Raw genomic sequence first — 14,955 nt, forward strand, 5'->3', positions numbered from 1 at the left:
TGTCCACGCTGCCTTTTCAGCAACAACGTGCGCCGTTGATCACTGTCGTGAACGAACGGACCAACTGACGTTACCTGGGCCATGGCGACTCGTCTGATCAATTCGCGCCGACAGTCAATATAGAAATTCGTCGATTCAGCCTGGGTGATCTGCAATAGGCGATCTCACGCACGGATCGACCACCGCAAGCACCGAATAACTCGCCGCCCTGGCGCGGCGAGTTTCGCTTTATCCCCTCCAGCGCAGCATCCGCTGTGCATCCTCCCTTTCTTCCATAGCGCCCATTCTGCCGGCGCTGCCTGTCTTTCCCGGAGAACTCATGAAGGCCGCCCTTCCGGCTGCGCTCGTCGCGGCTCGCCTTTTGTCGTCTGTACGCTCGGGCATTTCGCGCTTTGCAACCAGCGGAGGCGGAGATGTCTGAACTCGATCCCAACCTATCTCTCGACGCCCAGCTAGAACGCTCGCGAGGCGCAGAAAGAGACCTACTCACCGAGCTGCTCTCCTCCCGGCGTACTGCTTGGCGCGTCGCCACCGCTGGCCTCGTCATTGCAGCACTTGCCGCCGGCGCGCTGCTCACCATCTTCCCCCTCAAAACGCCGCCGATCCTGTACGCAGTGCGTGTCGACAACGCCAAAGGACAAATCGACCATATCACCCGCCTGGGAGACGCCCAGGAGGACTACGGCGACCGCATGGATCGCTATTTTCTGCATCAGTACGTGCTCGCCTGCGAAAGCTACGACTGGTACACGATCCAGAACACCTATGACCGCTGCGGGCTCTTCAGCGCCCCGAGCGTGCAGAAGGCGTACTACAAGAAATTCCAGGGCGACGACAGCCTGGACAAGGTCTACGGCAATCACACCCGCGTCGTCATCCACGTCCGGTCGATCACGCTTGGCCCCAAGCAAAGCGCCACGGTGCGCTTCACGCAGACCACAGAGGGCGACAACGCGCCGGCCAAATCGAAGCAGTTCATCGCGACCATTGCGTATCACTACGTCAATACACCGATCTCCGAGAGCGTCGGGCGCGACAACCCCCTTGGCTTTCAAGTCGTGAGCTACACAACCGACATCGAAACCGTGAGGTAACCACCATGGACAAGAACCAAGTCAATGCGCTCGCCCGTCGCCTGGAAACCGCCGATCGGCTGACCAATGCGGAGCGCGTTGCAATCCTGCGCGACATCGAACGGTATGCCCGGCATGACCTCTACGGCGCGGCCAAGCTCTGCAAGGATCACCTGAATGAACGCGCCGACTTGCGGCTGCCCACCGCCGTCATGGCCGCGGAACGTATCGGACGCCATTTCGAGATGCGCACGAACGAAGCACGCCGGCCCGTCGAGCTCTACGGCGAACAGGACAAACAGATCCGGCAACCTGACGATGGCCGCCATTACGAGGGGCCGATCGTCGGCACCACGCCCAATTGTGTCATCCAGCTTGACCGGGACACGGGTGACCTCATCGTACACAACCGTGCTTCACTGGTCCGCGCGTTCGAGTCGACCGAAATCGACAGGTCGCTGACGATCAACTATCCCTTCAAGGCGGTCGGCGGCGTGGGTCTGGTCACCGAAATCGGCCACGGCCATGACAAGGCGCACGAACATCAACTGGCGCGTGGGCACCACCACGCTGCCGAACACGCCATGGAACACGACCGATGAATCGCGCAGTCAAGCTTATCGTCGGGGCGATATGCGCCGTGGCGCTGGGTTCGGCGTGGCAACCTTCCCTGGCGCTGGATCATCCCCACGCCTCGCCCAAGGATTCGCGTATCCGATGGGCGAACTACGACCCCGACAACGTCATCGAAGTGGACACGGCCCTGGGTGTCGCGACGCAGATCGAACTGGCCAAGGACGAACACTACGTCACCCATGCCTTCGGCGACGGGGCAGCCTATGCGTTTCAGCAGATCGGCAACCACCTGCTGCTCAAGCCCATCGTGGAGCAGGCGGACACGAACCTGCTCTACATCACCGACAAACGCAGCTATTCGTTTTCCTTGCGGTACGTGACGCCGTCAGACGAAAAAGCGGAGAAATCCGCCGGCACCAAGGCTGCAAAGAAGCCCAATTCCGAGGGCTTCTTCCGCCTGGTGCTGCGCTATCCGGACGACGAGCAGGCCAGCGAAAAGGTGCGCGACGATAAGACATTCATCGCGCGGGCGTTGGCCAAGACCGAAGGCGCCATAAACTGGACGGACTACACGATGAACGGCGACACGTCGATCGCGCCCGTCAATGCCTGGGACGATGGCGCGCAGACGTGGCTGCGCTTCGCACCTGGCCAGGACCTGCCGGCGGTGTACTTCGTCGACGCCGATGGCCAGGAAGTCATTCCGAACCGGCATATGGCCGACGAACACACCATCGTTCTTCACCGGACCTCGGCGTTATGGCACCTTCGCCTGGGCAACCAGGTCCTGGCGATCCACAACGATTCGCCCATACCAGCCCGCAGCCTGCCCACGCGCACGATCTCTCCTGCGGTGGAGCGGGTTATCCGTGAGGAGCCTGGTCAATGAAATGGTTCAAGCGAAGCAAATCCAGGGGCAAACCCATCGACGCGGTCGCTGCCATCGAGGCCGAACAGGTCGAGGGCCGCGGCCGTCCGGACCTGGAAGGGTCGGCGCGACCGATCGCACCCGGCGCCAAGGCGTTCATGCTGCTTCTTTTCGTCGCCGCGACCATGTTGCTGGGTATCGTCACCTGGCGGGCCATGGCCACACGCGGCGGAGAGGATGCCTCCGCACCCGATGCCGCCCCAAAGGGGAGAATCGAGAACCTGCTGCCTGGCCTGAAACTGTCGCTGCCCAAACCGCCGGCCGCGCCGCCACCGGAAGCCAAACCACCCGAGGCGGTGCCGGCGATGGTCGCGGCCACGCCCGATCCGAAAGGTAGCGTGTCGCTCGCGGCAGTCGCCGGGCCAAAGATCGACGATGTCACGAAACGACGTCTCACCAGTGGCCTGCAAGGTCCGAAGGTAGAAAAGAGCGACTCGGCCAGCCCGCCGTCGGCTGCTCGCCCACAGCAGTCCGACAGCGGTCCGATGGCCGATAAACTCCGACCGCTCAAGCTCGCCGCAGCCAAGGCGTCGCTGCTAGGGAACCGGGACTTCTTGCTTACCCAGGGCACCATGATCGACTGCGCTATGGAGACCAAGCTGGTTAGCGCCCAGGCCGGCATGATCAGTTGCTACGCCACGCACGAAATCCGGTCCACCAATGGCCGCGTCGCCCTGATCGACCCAGGCACGCTCTTTATCGGCTACCAGCAGAGCGTGCTCGCGCACGGGCAGCCACGCATCGGCGTCGTCTGGTCCCGTCTAGAAACCCCCGAGGGCGTAGTCATCAACCTGGATTCGCCAGGCACGGGGGCGCTGGGCGAGGCTGGATTGAACGGGTACATCGACACGCACTTCGCGGAGCGTTTCGGCGGAGCAATCCTGGTAAGCCTCATCAGCGACTTCGGCACCTGGGCCAGTTCGCGCGGCAACAACGACAGCGGCTCGATCCGCTTCGACAGCACGGACGACGCCGCCAAGAACGCCGTGACGACCGTGCTGGACAACTCGATCAACATCCCGCCCACCCTGTACCGCAACCAGGGAGGCCGTGTCGGGATCTTCGCCGCGCGCGACCTGGATTTCAGCTCGGTATACCAGTTACGCGCTGTTCAACAGTAGCACCGCCTTTCTCCTCCACGATAAACGGCCCCCCGGGGTCCGTTTTCAATTCCCTACCGACAATGAACGACATTCATTCCACGCCCGAAGAAGCGCGAGAGTCCAGTCGCGCCCTGGTCGTGCGCCAGATGATGCGGCCCATCGCCGCCTATATGGAAGATGACGAGATCCGCGAGATCACGGTCCCGCGTCCCGGCGTGCTCTTTACCAGACGCAAAGGAGCCTGGTATCAGCACGACGCGCCAGAGCTGACCGTCGACTACCTGAAGGCACTCACCGATGCGATGGCGAGCTTCAATCAGAAGAACTTCACGCCCATCATGTCGCTGAAGCTTCCCGACGGCGAGCGTGCCCAGGTGGCCCAACAGCCAGCCGTTCTGGACGGCAGCTTGTCGCTGAACATCCGTAAGCACAGCTCGGTCGTCAAGACGCTGGACGAGCTCGATGCCGAGGGGGCGTTCCTGGACTGGAAGGACGTGAGTGGCCCGCTGGAGAACGCCGCGGCGTTGAGCGATCAGGACAGGGAGCTGCTGGAGCTGAAAAATAGCCGCAACACCCGCGCCTTCCTGGAAAAGGCAGTCCTTTATTGCCGCAACATGATCATCGGCGGCAAGACCGGATCCGGCAAGACGACGTTCGCCCGCAGCCTGATCGAATGCGTGCCGACGCACGAGCGGATCATCACCATCGAGGACGTACACGAGCTCTTCCTGCCGCGCCATCCGAACCGCGTGCACATGATCTACGGGGCCGACGAAGGGCAGATATCGGCGACCGATTGCATTGCCGCCTGCATGCGTAGCTCGCCCGATCGGATTTTCCTGTCCGAACTGCGCGGCTCGGAAGCCTGGGAATACCTCACGGCGCTCAATACCGGCCACCCGGGCTCGGTGACCACCACGCACGCCAACAGCGCGCGCGACACCTTCGATCGGGTCGCGCTGCTGGTGAAGCAGTCCACCGCGGGCAACCAGATCGACATCGATACGATCCGTCGATTTCTGTACAGCACGCTGGACATCTCGCTTTACTTCGCCCACTACAAGCTGGTCGAGGTCTATTTCAACCCAGGGCGCGCGCTGCTCGCCTGACATCGATGTGGAGCCCACCCATGAGCTCTGGCGCACGACGCTACCGGTCGCGCAATACGCGCGTGAGCGACGCTTACAAGATCATGCAGCAGGTCTACGAACGCTGCCAGGCCGCCGGCGAGTCCCCGCAGACGACGCACCTGGCCATCCAGGCGGCATACCCCTGGGGCGAACGTCGCCGCTGGCCCTACAAGGCGTGGCTCATCGCGCGCCGCGAGTTCTACGAGGCACATGGCCTGCCGCTGCGGGAGCGTCGCTCCATCGCCGAGGTCATCGAGGAGATCGCCTCGTGACCAGCCGGCCCCGCCGGGCCGGTCGGCAGCACCGTTTACCCGGTAAAAGAATTCCACACGAGGGACGCTATGAGCGTTGACGCTTCCAAATGGGCCACACGGGCAGACGTCCAGAAGTCATCGTCCAAGACCGTCCTGATGAGCCTGGCGCACCTGGTGCGCTATGACGCCTCCGATTGGACGGCCTTCGCGTCGATCGAGTACCTGGCCAAGGTCACCCACCTGAATCGCAAAACGGTCATTGAGGCACTCGGCCGGCTGCGCGAGTTGGGCGCTATTGTGGACACCGGCCTGCGTGCCGGCAGCAACCGGAGCTGTGTCGTCTACCGGCTGTGCCCGAATGCCGTGCCCACCCTCGATTTCGGGGCAGCGCCCAGCTATGCCGGTGGCCACCTGCAGGGCCACGCGAACCAGGGCGGTCTCGACCTGGCCGGGGACGACGATCGCGGCGACGTTGGAGGAGGTGGCCAGCCCGCCGATGCGGCGGAAGGCACGCTGCCGTCACAGCCGGCGCCCCTGGCCGACCTCGTGGCGTGCGGCGAAGAATCCGCCGAGATCTGCGATACGCCGGCGTATTCGACCATGGGGCACGCGCCCTCCACGACAGTCACGGAGTCCGTCGGCGCCAGTCACGTCACATCGTCCAATCTCGCCACGGCGACAACGAACGACACTGACGCGTTCCGAGCGACAGCACAGCCTCACCCCAGACGTCAGGCCCCGCACCCTCCACGGGCGTCTCCGTGCGAGCCCGCCGGCGCTGGCGCCACACGACTACCGCAGGGCTGGACGCTTCCCGATCGATGGCGCGCCTGGACGTGCCGCGAACGGCCGCATTGGAGCGACGAGAAGATCGACGCCATTGCCGCGACGTTCAGCGCGTATTGGCGCACCAAAGCTGGCCAGGACGGTTGCTCCGCGAACTGGTTCGAGTCCTGGCGACTATGGGTGTTCCGGGAACGGGGCGACGCCAGACACGGCTGCACACCCTGGCACGGCAGTTGGAGCGGGATCGTGGCGAAGGGGCATTCGCTGGGACTGCACCAGGAGCCTGATGAGCCAGCCCCAAATTTCCGGGCGCGCGTACTTCGCGCGGCGGAGTTGCCACCGAACTGACGGTTATCCACAACCTGGTCCGACGCCTGGCCCAATTATGGGCCTGTACCGAAATCGGGCCTGGCCCGGTTTTCCTCTGCGCCCAGCCCGTTTTTCCAATCGCCTGGCCCGAAAACGGCTCGCCGCCTGGCCCGAAAACGGGACCCTATAGGTTTTTACAGGTTAAAGGGTTTGAGAGAGGGTCGCGCGCGAGACACCGGCCGAAAATCGAAGGCCGATCCGCCTACCCTCCGGTCGCTGCGCTCCCTGCGCCCCGCCGCCTGCGGCGCCGGCCTGGAACCCATAGCTGATGTCCCCCTTCCCACCGGCGCGGTGCGCCGTCGGGCGGGGGAGACGCAGCCCCCCGGCACGATCGGGGCTTGCGCCCCGCCGCGCCCCTCTAGCCGCAGCGTCCTCGCCGTTGGATCGATCATCAGCCGCGGCAGACCGTCCTGGATTGCCCGTGCACACCGTCGTCGCTCCCAAACGCGGGGCGCACTCACCCCTGTCCCACCGGGATAGCAACAGTCCCCCTTCCCGCCGGCGTCGAACGCCGTCGGGCGGTGGAGAGGTAGCCCCCCAAGCGCGGGGGCATGCTGCCCCCCTGGCCGGCCGCTCGAGGCGGCCGCGCTTCCGACCCCCTGGGGAACCGCGAGGGTTCCCCCACGCCCGCAAGCGGGCGCGGCTCCCCCTCCCGTCAACCCCGTCAGCAGCCCGGCAAAGCTGGGCATCTCGTCATGAGAAACCAATGAACACGACGCCTGATCCCTCGCTCCCTTCGCTCGGCGACATCGAGAAGCGCCTTCGTGAGCTCGGCAAGACGCAGCGGCGCGCTCAATTGCGCGCCCTGATGCCTGCCATCGATTCCTTGTCCACCCAAGGCGTGTCCTACGCTGCCATGGCGCACCAGCTGACAGACGCTGGCCTTGCCCTGGCCCCGGAATCGCTGCGTAAAGCGCTGTACCGGTGGCGGCGCCGCAACGCCGGCACAGCCTCCACGCCTGGATCCACCGCGCGGGCGGCGGCCTTGACTCGCGCAGCGTCGCCTGTCCCGCCCATCCAGCCGCATAGCCCGACACCGCTTAGGTCCTATTCGCAAACCGCGCCCCACATCTCCAGTAAAGCCGACCTGGCCAAGCTGCGCGATGCGGACACCATCCCTGATCTGAACGCGCTGGCCGAACTCGGCCGGCGGAAATAGGAGCATTCCCTCATGAAAGTCGCAGTCCTGAATTACTCCGGTTCGGTCGGAAAGACCGTCATCGCCAGCCACCTTCTCGCGCCCAGGATCACCGAGGCACAAATCATTGCGGTCGAATCGACCAATGAAAGCGCGGCCGACCTGGGCCTGACCGTGGAACAGCTGCGCGGCGAGCAATTCGGCCGCCTGTTCCGCAAGCTCCTCATGGCCAGCGCCGCCATCGTCGACGTTGGCGCCTCCAACATCGAGGACTTCCTGGCCGAGCTGGTCAAGTACGACCAGGCGCACCAGGAGATCGATTATTACGTCCTCCCCGTGGTGTCCACCGGCAAGGCGCAGCGGGAAACGATCAAGACCATCCAGGCACTGGCCGCCATCGGCGTACCGGCGGACCGGGTGCGTCTCGTATTCAACCGGGTAGATGCCGACGTGATCGACGAGTTCGCCGCAATGTTTGGCTATGCCCGGCAGGCCGGCGGGTGTGTGGCCAACCCAGAAGTCGCCGTGTTCGAGAACGAGGTTTTCGACCTGCTGGCCAACCGGCGCACGACCATCAAGGAAGTCCTGGCCGACGGCAACGACTACCGTCAGCAACTGCGCGAGGCCGATCGAACTGACACCGCACTCATCTCTCGCCTCAGTGACCTGCATGCGCTCCAGTCGCTGGCACGACCGGTGGACCGGCAGCTGGGCCGTGCCTTCAACGCCCTCTTCCTCTAGAGACCGTCCATGCCTCCCGAGTTGAAGGCCGACCTTCCTCCGCCCCGCAGCAAGTTGGAATTGTTGTACCGGGAAATGCTGGAGAGCTGCGCGCAGGCCACCGAACGCAGCGAAGCGCTCACGGCGCGCCTGGAACAAGTTGCGCAAGCGTGCCAGAGTCTGCCAAGCGCGCTTCGCCAAGCGGCTTCGACAGCTAGCCTGCAGGTCTCCGAGCAGGCGAGTCGCGCCTTGCTGGACTCCGCTCGCACCATCGCCGCCGCCGATCGTGAGCTGCGCAAGACCGCCCATGCGATCTCGGACGGCCCTTCGCGCAATGCATGGCTCACGGCAGGCTGGTGTGCTGCCAGCGCATTTCTTGGGGCCGCCTTAAGCATCGTTCTCGTTTTTGTTATCCGGTAGTCCCCACCCGCGACAAAGGTCCCCAGATGAAAAAGCGCATCACACCACAACCGCAAATCGTGATCATGCAACTCCCGATCCAGCAACACTCGCCAAGAAGAACGCCTTTTAGCGAAATAAGAATTCAGGACGGCCTTACCCGGCAGTTGCTGATCGACGATTTACCCGCCATAACACCGCCACGACCCACCGCCCATTCATCAGGCCGAACGGAGTAACTCACGCTTTGGCAGTGGTATCGAATTTCAAATACTGCGTGAGAGCCACCCTCAGCATCTCTTTCTCGGTGGGTGGTCCGCCTCCCAGATTGCCCAGTCTCGCTGGCTTAAACCGCAGGCGCTTCTCGTCTATCGCTTTAAACGCCCTCACATTTCGAAAAGCATCGCCCACGACCTCTTCAAATCGAATGTCTTCATGGGTCGCAGTGGTCACCATGAAAAAGCAACCGTGCACTTTGACGGTCTCGCTAGATCGCCGTTCAACCACCGTCACAGCGTAGAGATTGGGCATTGATTCGAACACGTTCATCTCGAACGTGTGGCCGTAGTGGGTAATCGACCCATCAGGATTAAAGACGCAGTGAAAAATTACGGCGGTTAATGCTGGTGACACGGGCGGCTCCTTTGCATATTTAAACGGCGGATTTCACCATCGCGGATGATGTCCATTTGTAACACAAACGTCGACACCGTCCCTGTGCCCGCCGAACTCAAAATCTCTTCAAGGATAGGCATGGCACCAGACATACGCCGGCGAATCATCAAGTTCGCCCTGATCTTTTTTCCCCTCGTGGCCTGGTTCGGTGCCGCGCGCTTTCTCTTCGGACTGACCTTCAACCAGATCGACTGGCGCGTCGTATCCGCCTGGCTCCTTGCTACGCCCCACCACTCCGGCCTCATCGCCGCGCCGATCATCGGGCTGCTCCTGGCCATCGCCCTGGCTTTCTCGCTGCGTCGACACGCCAAAAGCGACGGCTACGACGGCGCGGGCTACAAGAAGCACATTCGCGGTACCGAGGTGGTGCCGCTGAAGAAGCTGCGTAAGCTCTGCACCGAACCCCACAAACTGCAGGTCGATATCGCCGGCGTCCCGATGCCCACGAGTGTCGAGAACCTGCACCTGCTGCTGAACGGCGCGACGGGTAGCGGCAAGTCCGTGCTGCTACGCGCACTCGTCTTCTCAGCGCTCAAACGAGGAGACCGGATGATCATCGTCGACCCCAATGGCGACCTATACAGCAAGTTCGGCCGCCCCGATGACGTGATCCTTAATCCCTACGATGCCCGTTCCGAGGGCTGGTCCTTCTTCAACGAGGTCCGGGCGGAATACGACTGGAAGCGCCTGGCACTCTCCGTCGTGCCTTTGGGGGGCGACGCCAACGCCGAAGAATGGAATAGTTTCGGCCGCCTGCTCCTGAGAGAGGCAGCACGTAAGCTGTACGAGCTGGGCACGCCCGATATCCAGGAGCTCTTTCGCTGGTGCACCATCGCCTCCGACAAAGACCTGCGCACCTTCCTGAGCGGCACCTTGGCCGAATCGCTCTTCGCAGGATCGTCCGAAGCCAGCAAGGCGCTCACCAGCGCGCGATTCGTTCTTTCCAATAAGCTTTCCGAGCACATGAGTATGCCGCCCGGCAAGTTCAGCGTCCGTGACTGGATGGACTCGGGCACGGGCAGCATCTTCATCACCTGGCGCGAGGACATGAAGCACGCCATGAAACCCCTGCTCTCCGCCTGGGTCGACGTGTTCTGCTCGCACCTGCTGTCGATGCCCGAAGACCAGGCCCGGCGCTGGTGGCTCACCATCGACGAACTTGCGTCGTTGGAAAAGCTCGCCTCCCTGGAAGACTTCCTGACTAAAGGGCGAAAGAATGGCGGCCGCGCACTGGCCGGCTTGCAGTCGGTCTCACAGCTCGACGACATCTACGGCAAGCAGATGTCGCAGACGCTGCGCGCGAGTTTCCGATCGCTAGTCGTGCTGGGCGGATCCAAAACCGATCCGGAGACCGCGGAAGAAATGTCCAAGGCGCTTGGCGAGCACGAAGTCGCGCGCCCTGAATACACCGACAGTCGGAATCCCGGAAGCTCGCGCAGCACGTCCGAACGCCTCGTACGCTCGACCGAGCGGGTCGTCACCGCGGCTCAGATCCAGGCCCTGCCCGACCTGACGGGCTATGTCGCCTTCGCCGGCGATCGCCCCATCTCGAAATTCCTGCTCACCCCGCAGAACTTCGTCAACCGTCTTCCCGCCTTTGTAGAAGCCAAGCGTGCCGGCGCCCATGGCGCGGCGAACACGCCGGGCGAAGGTCCTCGCGCCTGGAGTATCGACGACTTCCCCGAGGATCCGACCCAGCAGGGTGGGCCCGATGGGAACCAACCTGCGGAGCCAACTCGTGCTGGACGGCTCGCCACCCTCGCCCAAGCAGGCCACCGATAACGCTAAACATCCGAGGCAAGCATGATTTCCCGAAAGATCCTACACAGGCACAGTGCAGGCAAGGCCATGCACTATTACTCCGAACAGAAGGACGACTATTTCAGCCGGGAAGGCGGCGCGGCGCAATGGCAAGGCAAGGCTGCCGCCGCGCTGGGCCTAACGGGCGAGATCGACTCGACGCAGTTCGCTGACGCCATGCGCGGTGATTTCGGGCCCGGGATCCAACTTCCCTATTCGGTGCGCTTGGACTCAAATGCACGCGCAGCCCTCGATCTGACGTTCTCGGCACCGAAGAGTGTCAGCATCCAGGCGCTCGTCGGCAAGGACCCAGCAGTCCTGGCGGCACATGATCAGGCGGTGACGCGAGCGCTGGAGTTTCTGGAAGCCGAAATGGTGCTTGCCCGGCGCAAGGAAAACGGCCGCACGTCGGTCGAACGCACGGGCAATGCCGCGATCGCCAAATGGCGGCATGAGACCTCGCGGCCGTCCCGCGACGCGCTGGCCGACCCGCAGCTGCATACCCACGCCTTGGTAATGAACATTACCCAACGCGCGGACGGAAGCTGGACGGCCATGGGTAACGAGGAGATCTTCCGGTCGCTAAAACTTCTCGACGCCGTGTATCAAGCCGAACTCGCCACGCAGCTCGAGAAGGCCGGGTACGCCTTGCGGCACGAGGGAGGACATTTCGAATTGGCTCACATATCCCGTCAGCAGATCGAGGCGTTTTCCAAGCGGTCGATGACGATCGAAGCCGAACTGGCCCAAATCGGTGAAACGCGGCGTAGTGCCAGCCATGGTGTAAAGCAAACGGTGACGCTGCGCACACGCCAGGCGAAAACGCCAGAAGTGTCGCGTGAATCGCTCCAGGCGGACTGGGAACGACAAGCCGTGGAGATGGATCTAGATCTCATCCCAGAGAAGAAGGAACGCGAAAATTTTTCGGAGCAGGAATTCGGCGGCGAACATGGCCATGGCGAACTGTCACAGCATGACAACACGAAAGGCACGACGGAAGGCGATTCCAGTGTCTCTGGTCGTAGTCCAGAGTCACGCCCCGCCGGAGCGGGATCCAAGTACAGATCGCCAGCCGACCAAGTCCGAGAGCGCATCGCTGCTGAGGCGCTACGCTGGGCGATCAAGCACCTTACAGAGCGTGAATCTGTCACGCGGGAGAAGACTCTCCTGGAGACTACGCTGAACCATTCCCGTGGTACCGGTGTGACCATTGTCGACGTCCAGCGGGCTATCAACACTTTCACAAAGAAAGGACAACTTATCCGCAGCACCCAGCTCTACCGACCTTCAGCACAGCAGGATGGCCAGGTCCTGAGCCGAAATGCCTGGATCCGCTCGCTCATGACCTCGGGAAAAAGCCACAAGGAAGCAGTCAGCGCGATACGGCGCGCGATCGCCCGTCGGGAGCTGGTGCCAGCGGATCCGCATTACACAACCCAGGCCGCGAGAGAGCGCGAAAAGCGCATCCTGCAGATCGAACGGGAGGGGCGGGGCAAGGTCGTGCCGATACTTCTCGCGGACGTTGCGCAGGCATCGCTTGCCGGGCGCTCTCTGAAACCAGGACAGGTTGCGGCAGGAAAGCTGATCCTCAGTACATCCAATCGTGTTGTCGGCGTCCAAGGCCTTGCAGGCACAGGCAAATCGCACATGCTCGACCAGGTGAAGAAAATCGCCGAGGAATCAGGTCATACGGTCCGAGCGGTCGCCTCGTACGGGATGCAGATCCGCGCCCTACGCGATCTGGGTGTAGAAGCGCACACGATTGCATCGGTACTGGAGGCTCGAAACCAGGATCGATTCAAGCTCGATGAAAAGACCGTTCTTGTCGTGGATGAGGCCGGCGTCGTCCCGACCCGTCTCATGGAGCGTTTGCTGCAACGCTCCGAGGCCGCGGGCGCGCGCGTTGTGCTACTCGGAGACACCGGCCAGACAAAGGCCATCGAAGCAGGGCGCCCCTTTCATCAGTTGCAGGACGAAGGTATGGCCACAGCATTGATGGGGGACATTGTTCGGCAAAAGAATCCGCACTTGAAGAAGGCTGTTGAATTTGCTGCCAACGGTAAAGCCGCCGTATCGCTCGGCGTTCTAGATGCAAAGCTTCAAGCAGTGCATCAGATTTCCGACGACAACGAGCGTTATGAAGAGGTCGCGCAGCGCTACGCTGCGTTAACGCCGGAGGAACGCAGAGGAACTCTTATAGTCACGGGAACAAACGACTCACGAAATGCTCTGAACGATGCAGCACACGGAGCATTGGGACTTTCTGGCTGCGGCTTTACGTTCGAGATGCTCACGCGTCGAGATACCACACAAGCCGAGCGCCGGCAGGCCAAGTATTACCACATCGGCGACGTTATCCAACCCGAGCGCAACTACTTGAACGGCACGTTAATGCAGGCCGAGATGTACCGGATCGTCGGCCAGGACGCAACTACAAACCGTCTGACGATCGAACGCATTAAGACCGGCGCGCAGACGTCGTTCAATCCTGCACGCGCAGCCAAGCTATCCGTATACCAGCCAGTAGAGGCGGAGCTTTCCGCCGGCGACTGGGTGCGGATAACCCGCAACGACGCAGCGAGGGACCTGGTTAACGGTGCCCGGCTAGAGGTCGTAGCCGTGACACCTACGTCAGTGACTTTGAAATCCGGTGAACGGACTGTACTGTTGGAAGCCAGATCTGCACCGCTTCACTTGGATCGTGCATACGCCACGACCAGCCACAGCGCCCAGGGCCTGACCGCCGATCGCGTGCTAATGAACGCGGAAAGTTTCAGTCGAACCACGAAGCAGGACGTGTATTACGTGGCATTGTCCAGAGCTCGCTATCAAGTCGAGGTTTACACCGACAATCGCAACAAACTGCCGGGATCCGTGGCGCGGCACGAGGACAAAACCACTGCGCTCGACATTGGCTTGGCGTACTCGAGCGCAGCCCGCGAGGCACGTCAACCCATCAAAGAAAAGCAGGCAGTGTTCGGGGAGTAATAGCAGTCACTGAGCTAAAATAGCGACGACGATCGAACTTGGTTTACTCATCACCATCAATCCCGTCTGTAGTTGATACCTGCGAGATGCCCGGCGGCTCAGCAAGCTTGAGTTGACCCAGCGCCGAAAAGCGCGCTTTCCAGTTCTTCCTTGGAGGGTACAGCTTGATCATCAAGGATCTTTCGAAGAACCCGGGCCAACAGATTGAACGTCTCCAAAAGGTCCTCGGCCTGATGCTTAGGCTTGCCGTGTGCCGCAGCGGACCGCTTGTCATAGAGTTTGGCAATGGCTCGCTGCACTGTGTGACGTGATCGGCCCGGTGGCTCAAGGTAGGCCGCAACCAAAGCTGAGACTCGAAATTTCAACTCGGACGTCGAGGGTGAGAAGAGCGCCTCTAACGCCGACCAAAGAGAAATCAGGGCGAGCGCTGATTTTTGAACGAACTGTCCTCCGTCGATCGCTTCAATCGCGAGGGCGAATTCGGCGCTCTCTTTCTGCAGTCTCAGGCCGGTTCGCCATCGCTCGGCTACCCAGGCCGCTTCGGCGGCCCCTATCTGATGGGAATCACTATCGAGGGGAAAGTAACGGGGCTGGAACTCGTTTGGCCTAAGCCAGCTTTCCCCCTCAGATCGGTCAGCCATAGTTGAAAATGAGTGACTCGCGAAAGCAGGCAGCCTTAGAGCCGGATGCACGCCAAGCCGAAACAGAACGCCAATCATGCGGGCGACATCCGTCTGCGTCCCATAACACGAGTCTAGACCAGCTGGAATCTTGATCTCGGCGTCAATGTCAAACGCAAATCCCCCGCCCAAGGGCTTCCAAGGGCCTGGGTGAGGCTGATCGTACTCGGGCGGCCGCTTAAATGCCATAACGAACGGCGCCATGAGATGAGCATAGGTTCGGCTCAGAAATACGCCATCGCCGAGGTCAAAAAAATCCTGCGCGAGGTCAAGCCCAGACACGCCCGCGTAAAGATCAAATGTACGTTTAGCCACGCCACCTCCAGTTGTTCAACA

The 14,955-nt window shown here is 62.0% G+C and carries 14 protein-coding genes; 12 read left to right on the forward strand and 2 right to left on the reverse strand.

The features are described 5' to 3' along the window. The first annotated feature begins 413 nt into the window (after positions 1-413). The 10 genes from CAL12_RS20235 (at position 414) to CAL12_RS20280 (ending at position 8,497) form a co-directional block, all read left to right on the forward strand. Positions 414-1,094: a virB8 family protein gene (locus tag CAL12_RS20235; RefSeq protein WP_086066263.1), complete on the forward strand. Its 681-nt coding sequence runs from the start codon at positions 414-416 to the stop codon at positions 1,092-1,094. Between the two features lie 5 nt (positions 1,095-1,099). Then, positions 1,100-1,675: a hypothetical protein gene (locus tag CAL12_RS20240; protein WP_086066264.1), complete on the forward strand. Its 576-nt coding sequence runs from the start codon at positions 1,100-1,102 to the stop codon at positions 1,673-1,675. Then, positions 1,672-2,538, forward strand: a complete 867-nt coding sequence (locus CAL12_RS20245) for a TrbG/VirB9 family P-type conjugative transfer protein (protein WP_086066265.1) — start codon at positions 1,672-1,674, stop codon at positions 2,536-2,538. The genes CAL12_RS20240 and CAL12_RS20245 overlap by 4 nt, the downstream gene beginning before the upstream one ends. Further along, complete coding sequence (gene virB10 / locus CAL12_RS20250; RefSeq protein ID WP_086066266.1) at positions 2,535-3,698, forward strand: type IV secretion system protein VirB10; 1,164 nt, start codon at positions 2,535-2,537, stop codon at positions 3,696-3,698. Before CAL12_RS20245 ends, virB10 begins: the two co-directional genes overlap by 4 nt. Positions 3,699-3,760: 62 nt before the next feature. After that, positions 3,761-4,789 (forward strand): P-type DNA transfer ATPase VirB11, encoded by a 1,029-nt coding sequence (gene virB11 / locus CAL12_RS20255; protein WP_086066267.1) that lies wholly within the window; start codon positions 3,761-3,763, stop codon positions 4,787-4,789. A 20-nt stretch (positions 4,790-4,809) separates the two neighbouring features. Next, a complete protein-coding gene (locus tag CAL12_RS20260) occupies positions 4,810-5,082 on the forward strand; it encodes a hypothetical protein (RefSeq protein ID WP_086066268.1) in 273 nt (90 codons plus the stop codon). 69 nt (positions 5,083-5,151) lie between these two features. Continuing rightward, entirely contained in the window at positions 5,152-6,198 is a 1,047-nt protein-coding gene (locus CAL12_RS20265; protein ID WP_086066269.1) for a helix-turn-helix domain-containing protein, read from the forward strand. Between the two features lie 727 nt (positions 6,199-6,925). Next, on the forward strand, positions 6,926-7,378 hold the full coding sequence (locus tag CAL12_RS20270; RefSeq protein WP_086066270.1) for a hypothetical protein: 453 nt from the start codon (positions 6,926-6,928) through the stop codon (positions 7,376-7,378). A 12-nt stretch (positions 7,379-7,390) separates the two neighbouring features. Further along, complete coding sequence (gene stbB, locus CAL12_RS20275; protein WP_086066271.1) at positions 7,391-8,098, forward strand: StbB family protein; 708 nt, start codon at positions 7,391-7,393, stop codon at positions 8,096-8,098. A gap of 9 nt (positions 8,099-8,107) precedes the next feature. After that, a complete protein-coding gene (locus CAL12_RS20280) occupies positions 8,108-8,497 on the forward strand; it encodes a hypothetical protein (RefSeq protein WP_086066272.1) in 390 nt (129 codons plus the stop codon). A 219-nt stretch (positions 8,498-8,716) separates the two neighbouring features. On the opposite strand, the gene CAL12_RS20285 is transcribed toward CAL12_RS20280, so the two are convergent. Continuing rightward, entirely contained in the window at positions 8,717-9,109 is a 393-nt protein-coding gene (locus CAL12_RS20285; protein ID WP_086066273.1) for a hypothetical protein, read from the reverse strand. Between the two features lie 120 nt (positions 9,110-9,229). On the opposite strand from CAL12_RS20285, the gene CAL12_RS20290 reads away from it, so the two are divergent. Both CAL12_RS20290 and mobF read left to right on the forward strand, forming a co-directional pair. Next, positions 9,230-10,933, forward strand: a complete 1,704-nt coding sequence (locus CAL12_RS20290) for a type IV secretion system DNA-binding domain-containing protein (protein WP_198298278.1) — start codon at positions 9,230-9,232, stop codon at positions 10,931-10,933. Positions 10,934-10,954: 21 nt separating this feature from the next. Beyond that, positions 10,955-13,939: a MobF family relaxase gene (gene mobF, locus CAL12_RS20295; protein WP_086066274.1), complete on the forward strand. Its 2,985-nt coding sequence runs from the start codon at positions 10,955-10,957 to the stop codon at positions 13,937-13,939. Positions 13,940-14,037: 98 nt separating this feature from the next. Here the strand turns inward: mobF and CAL12_RS20300 are convergent, their stop codons facing one another. After that, positions 14,038-14,934 (reverse strand): HEPN domain-containing protein, encoded by an 897-nt coding sequence (locus CAL12_RS20300; RefSeq protein WP_086066275.1) that lies wholly within the window; start codon positions 14,932-14,934, stop codon positions 14,038-14,040. Between the last annotated feature and the right edge of the window lie 21 nt (positions 14,935-14,955).

This window comes from Bordetella genomosp. 8 (assembly GCF_002119685.1).
In the GTDB taxonomy this organism is placed as follows: domain Bacteria; phylum Pseudomonadota; class Gammaproteobacteria; order Burkholderiales; family Burkholderiaceae_B; genus Bordetella_C.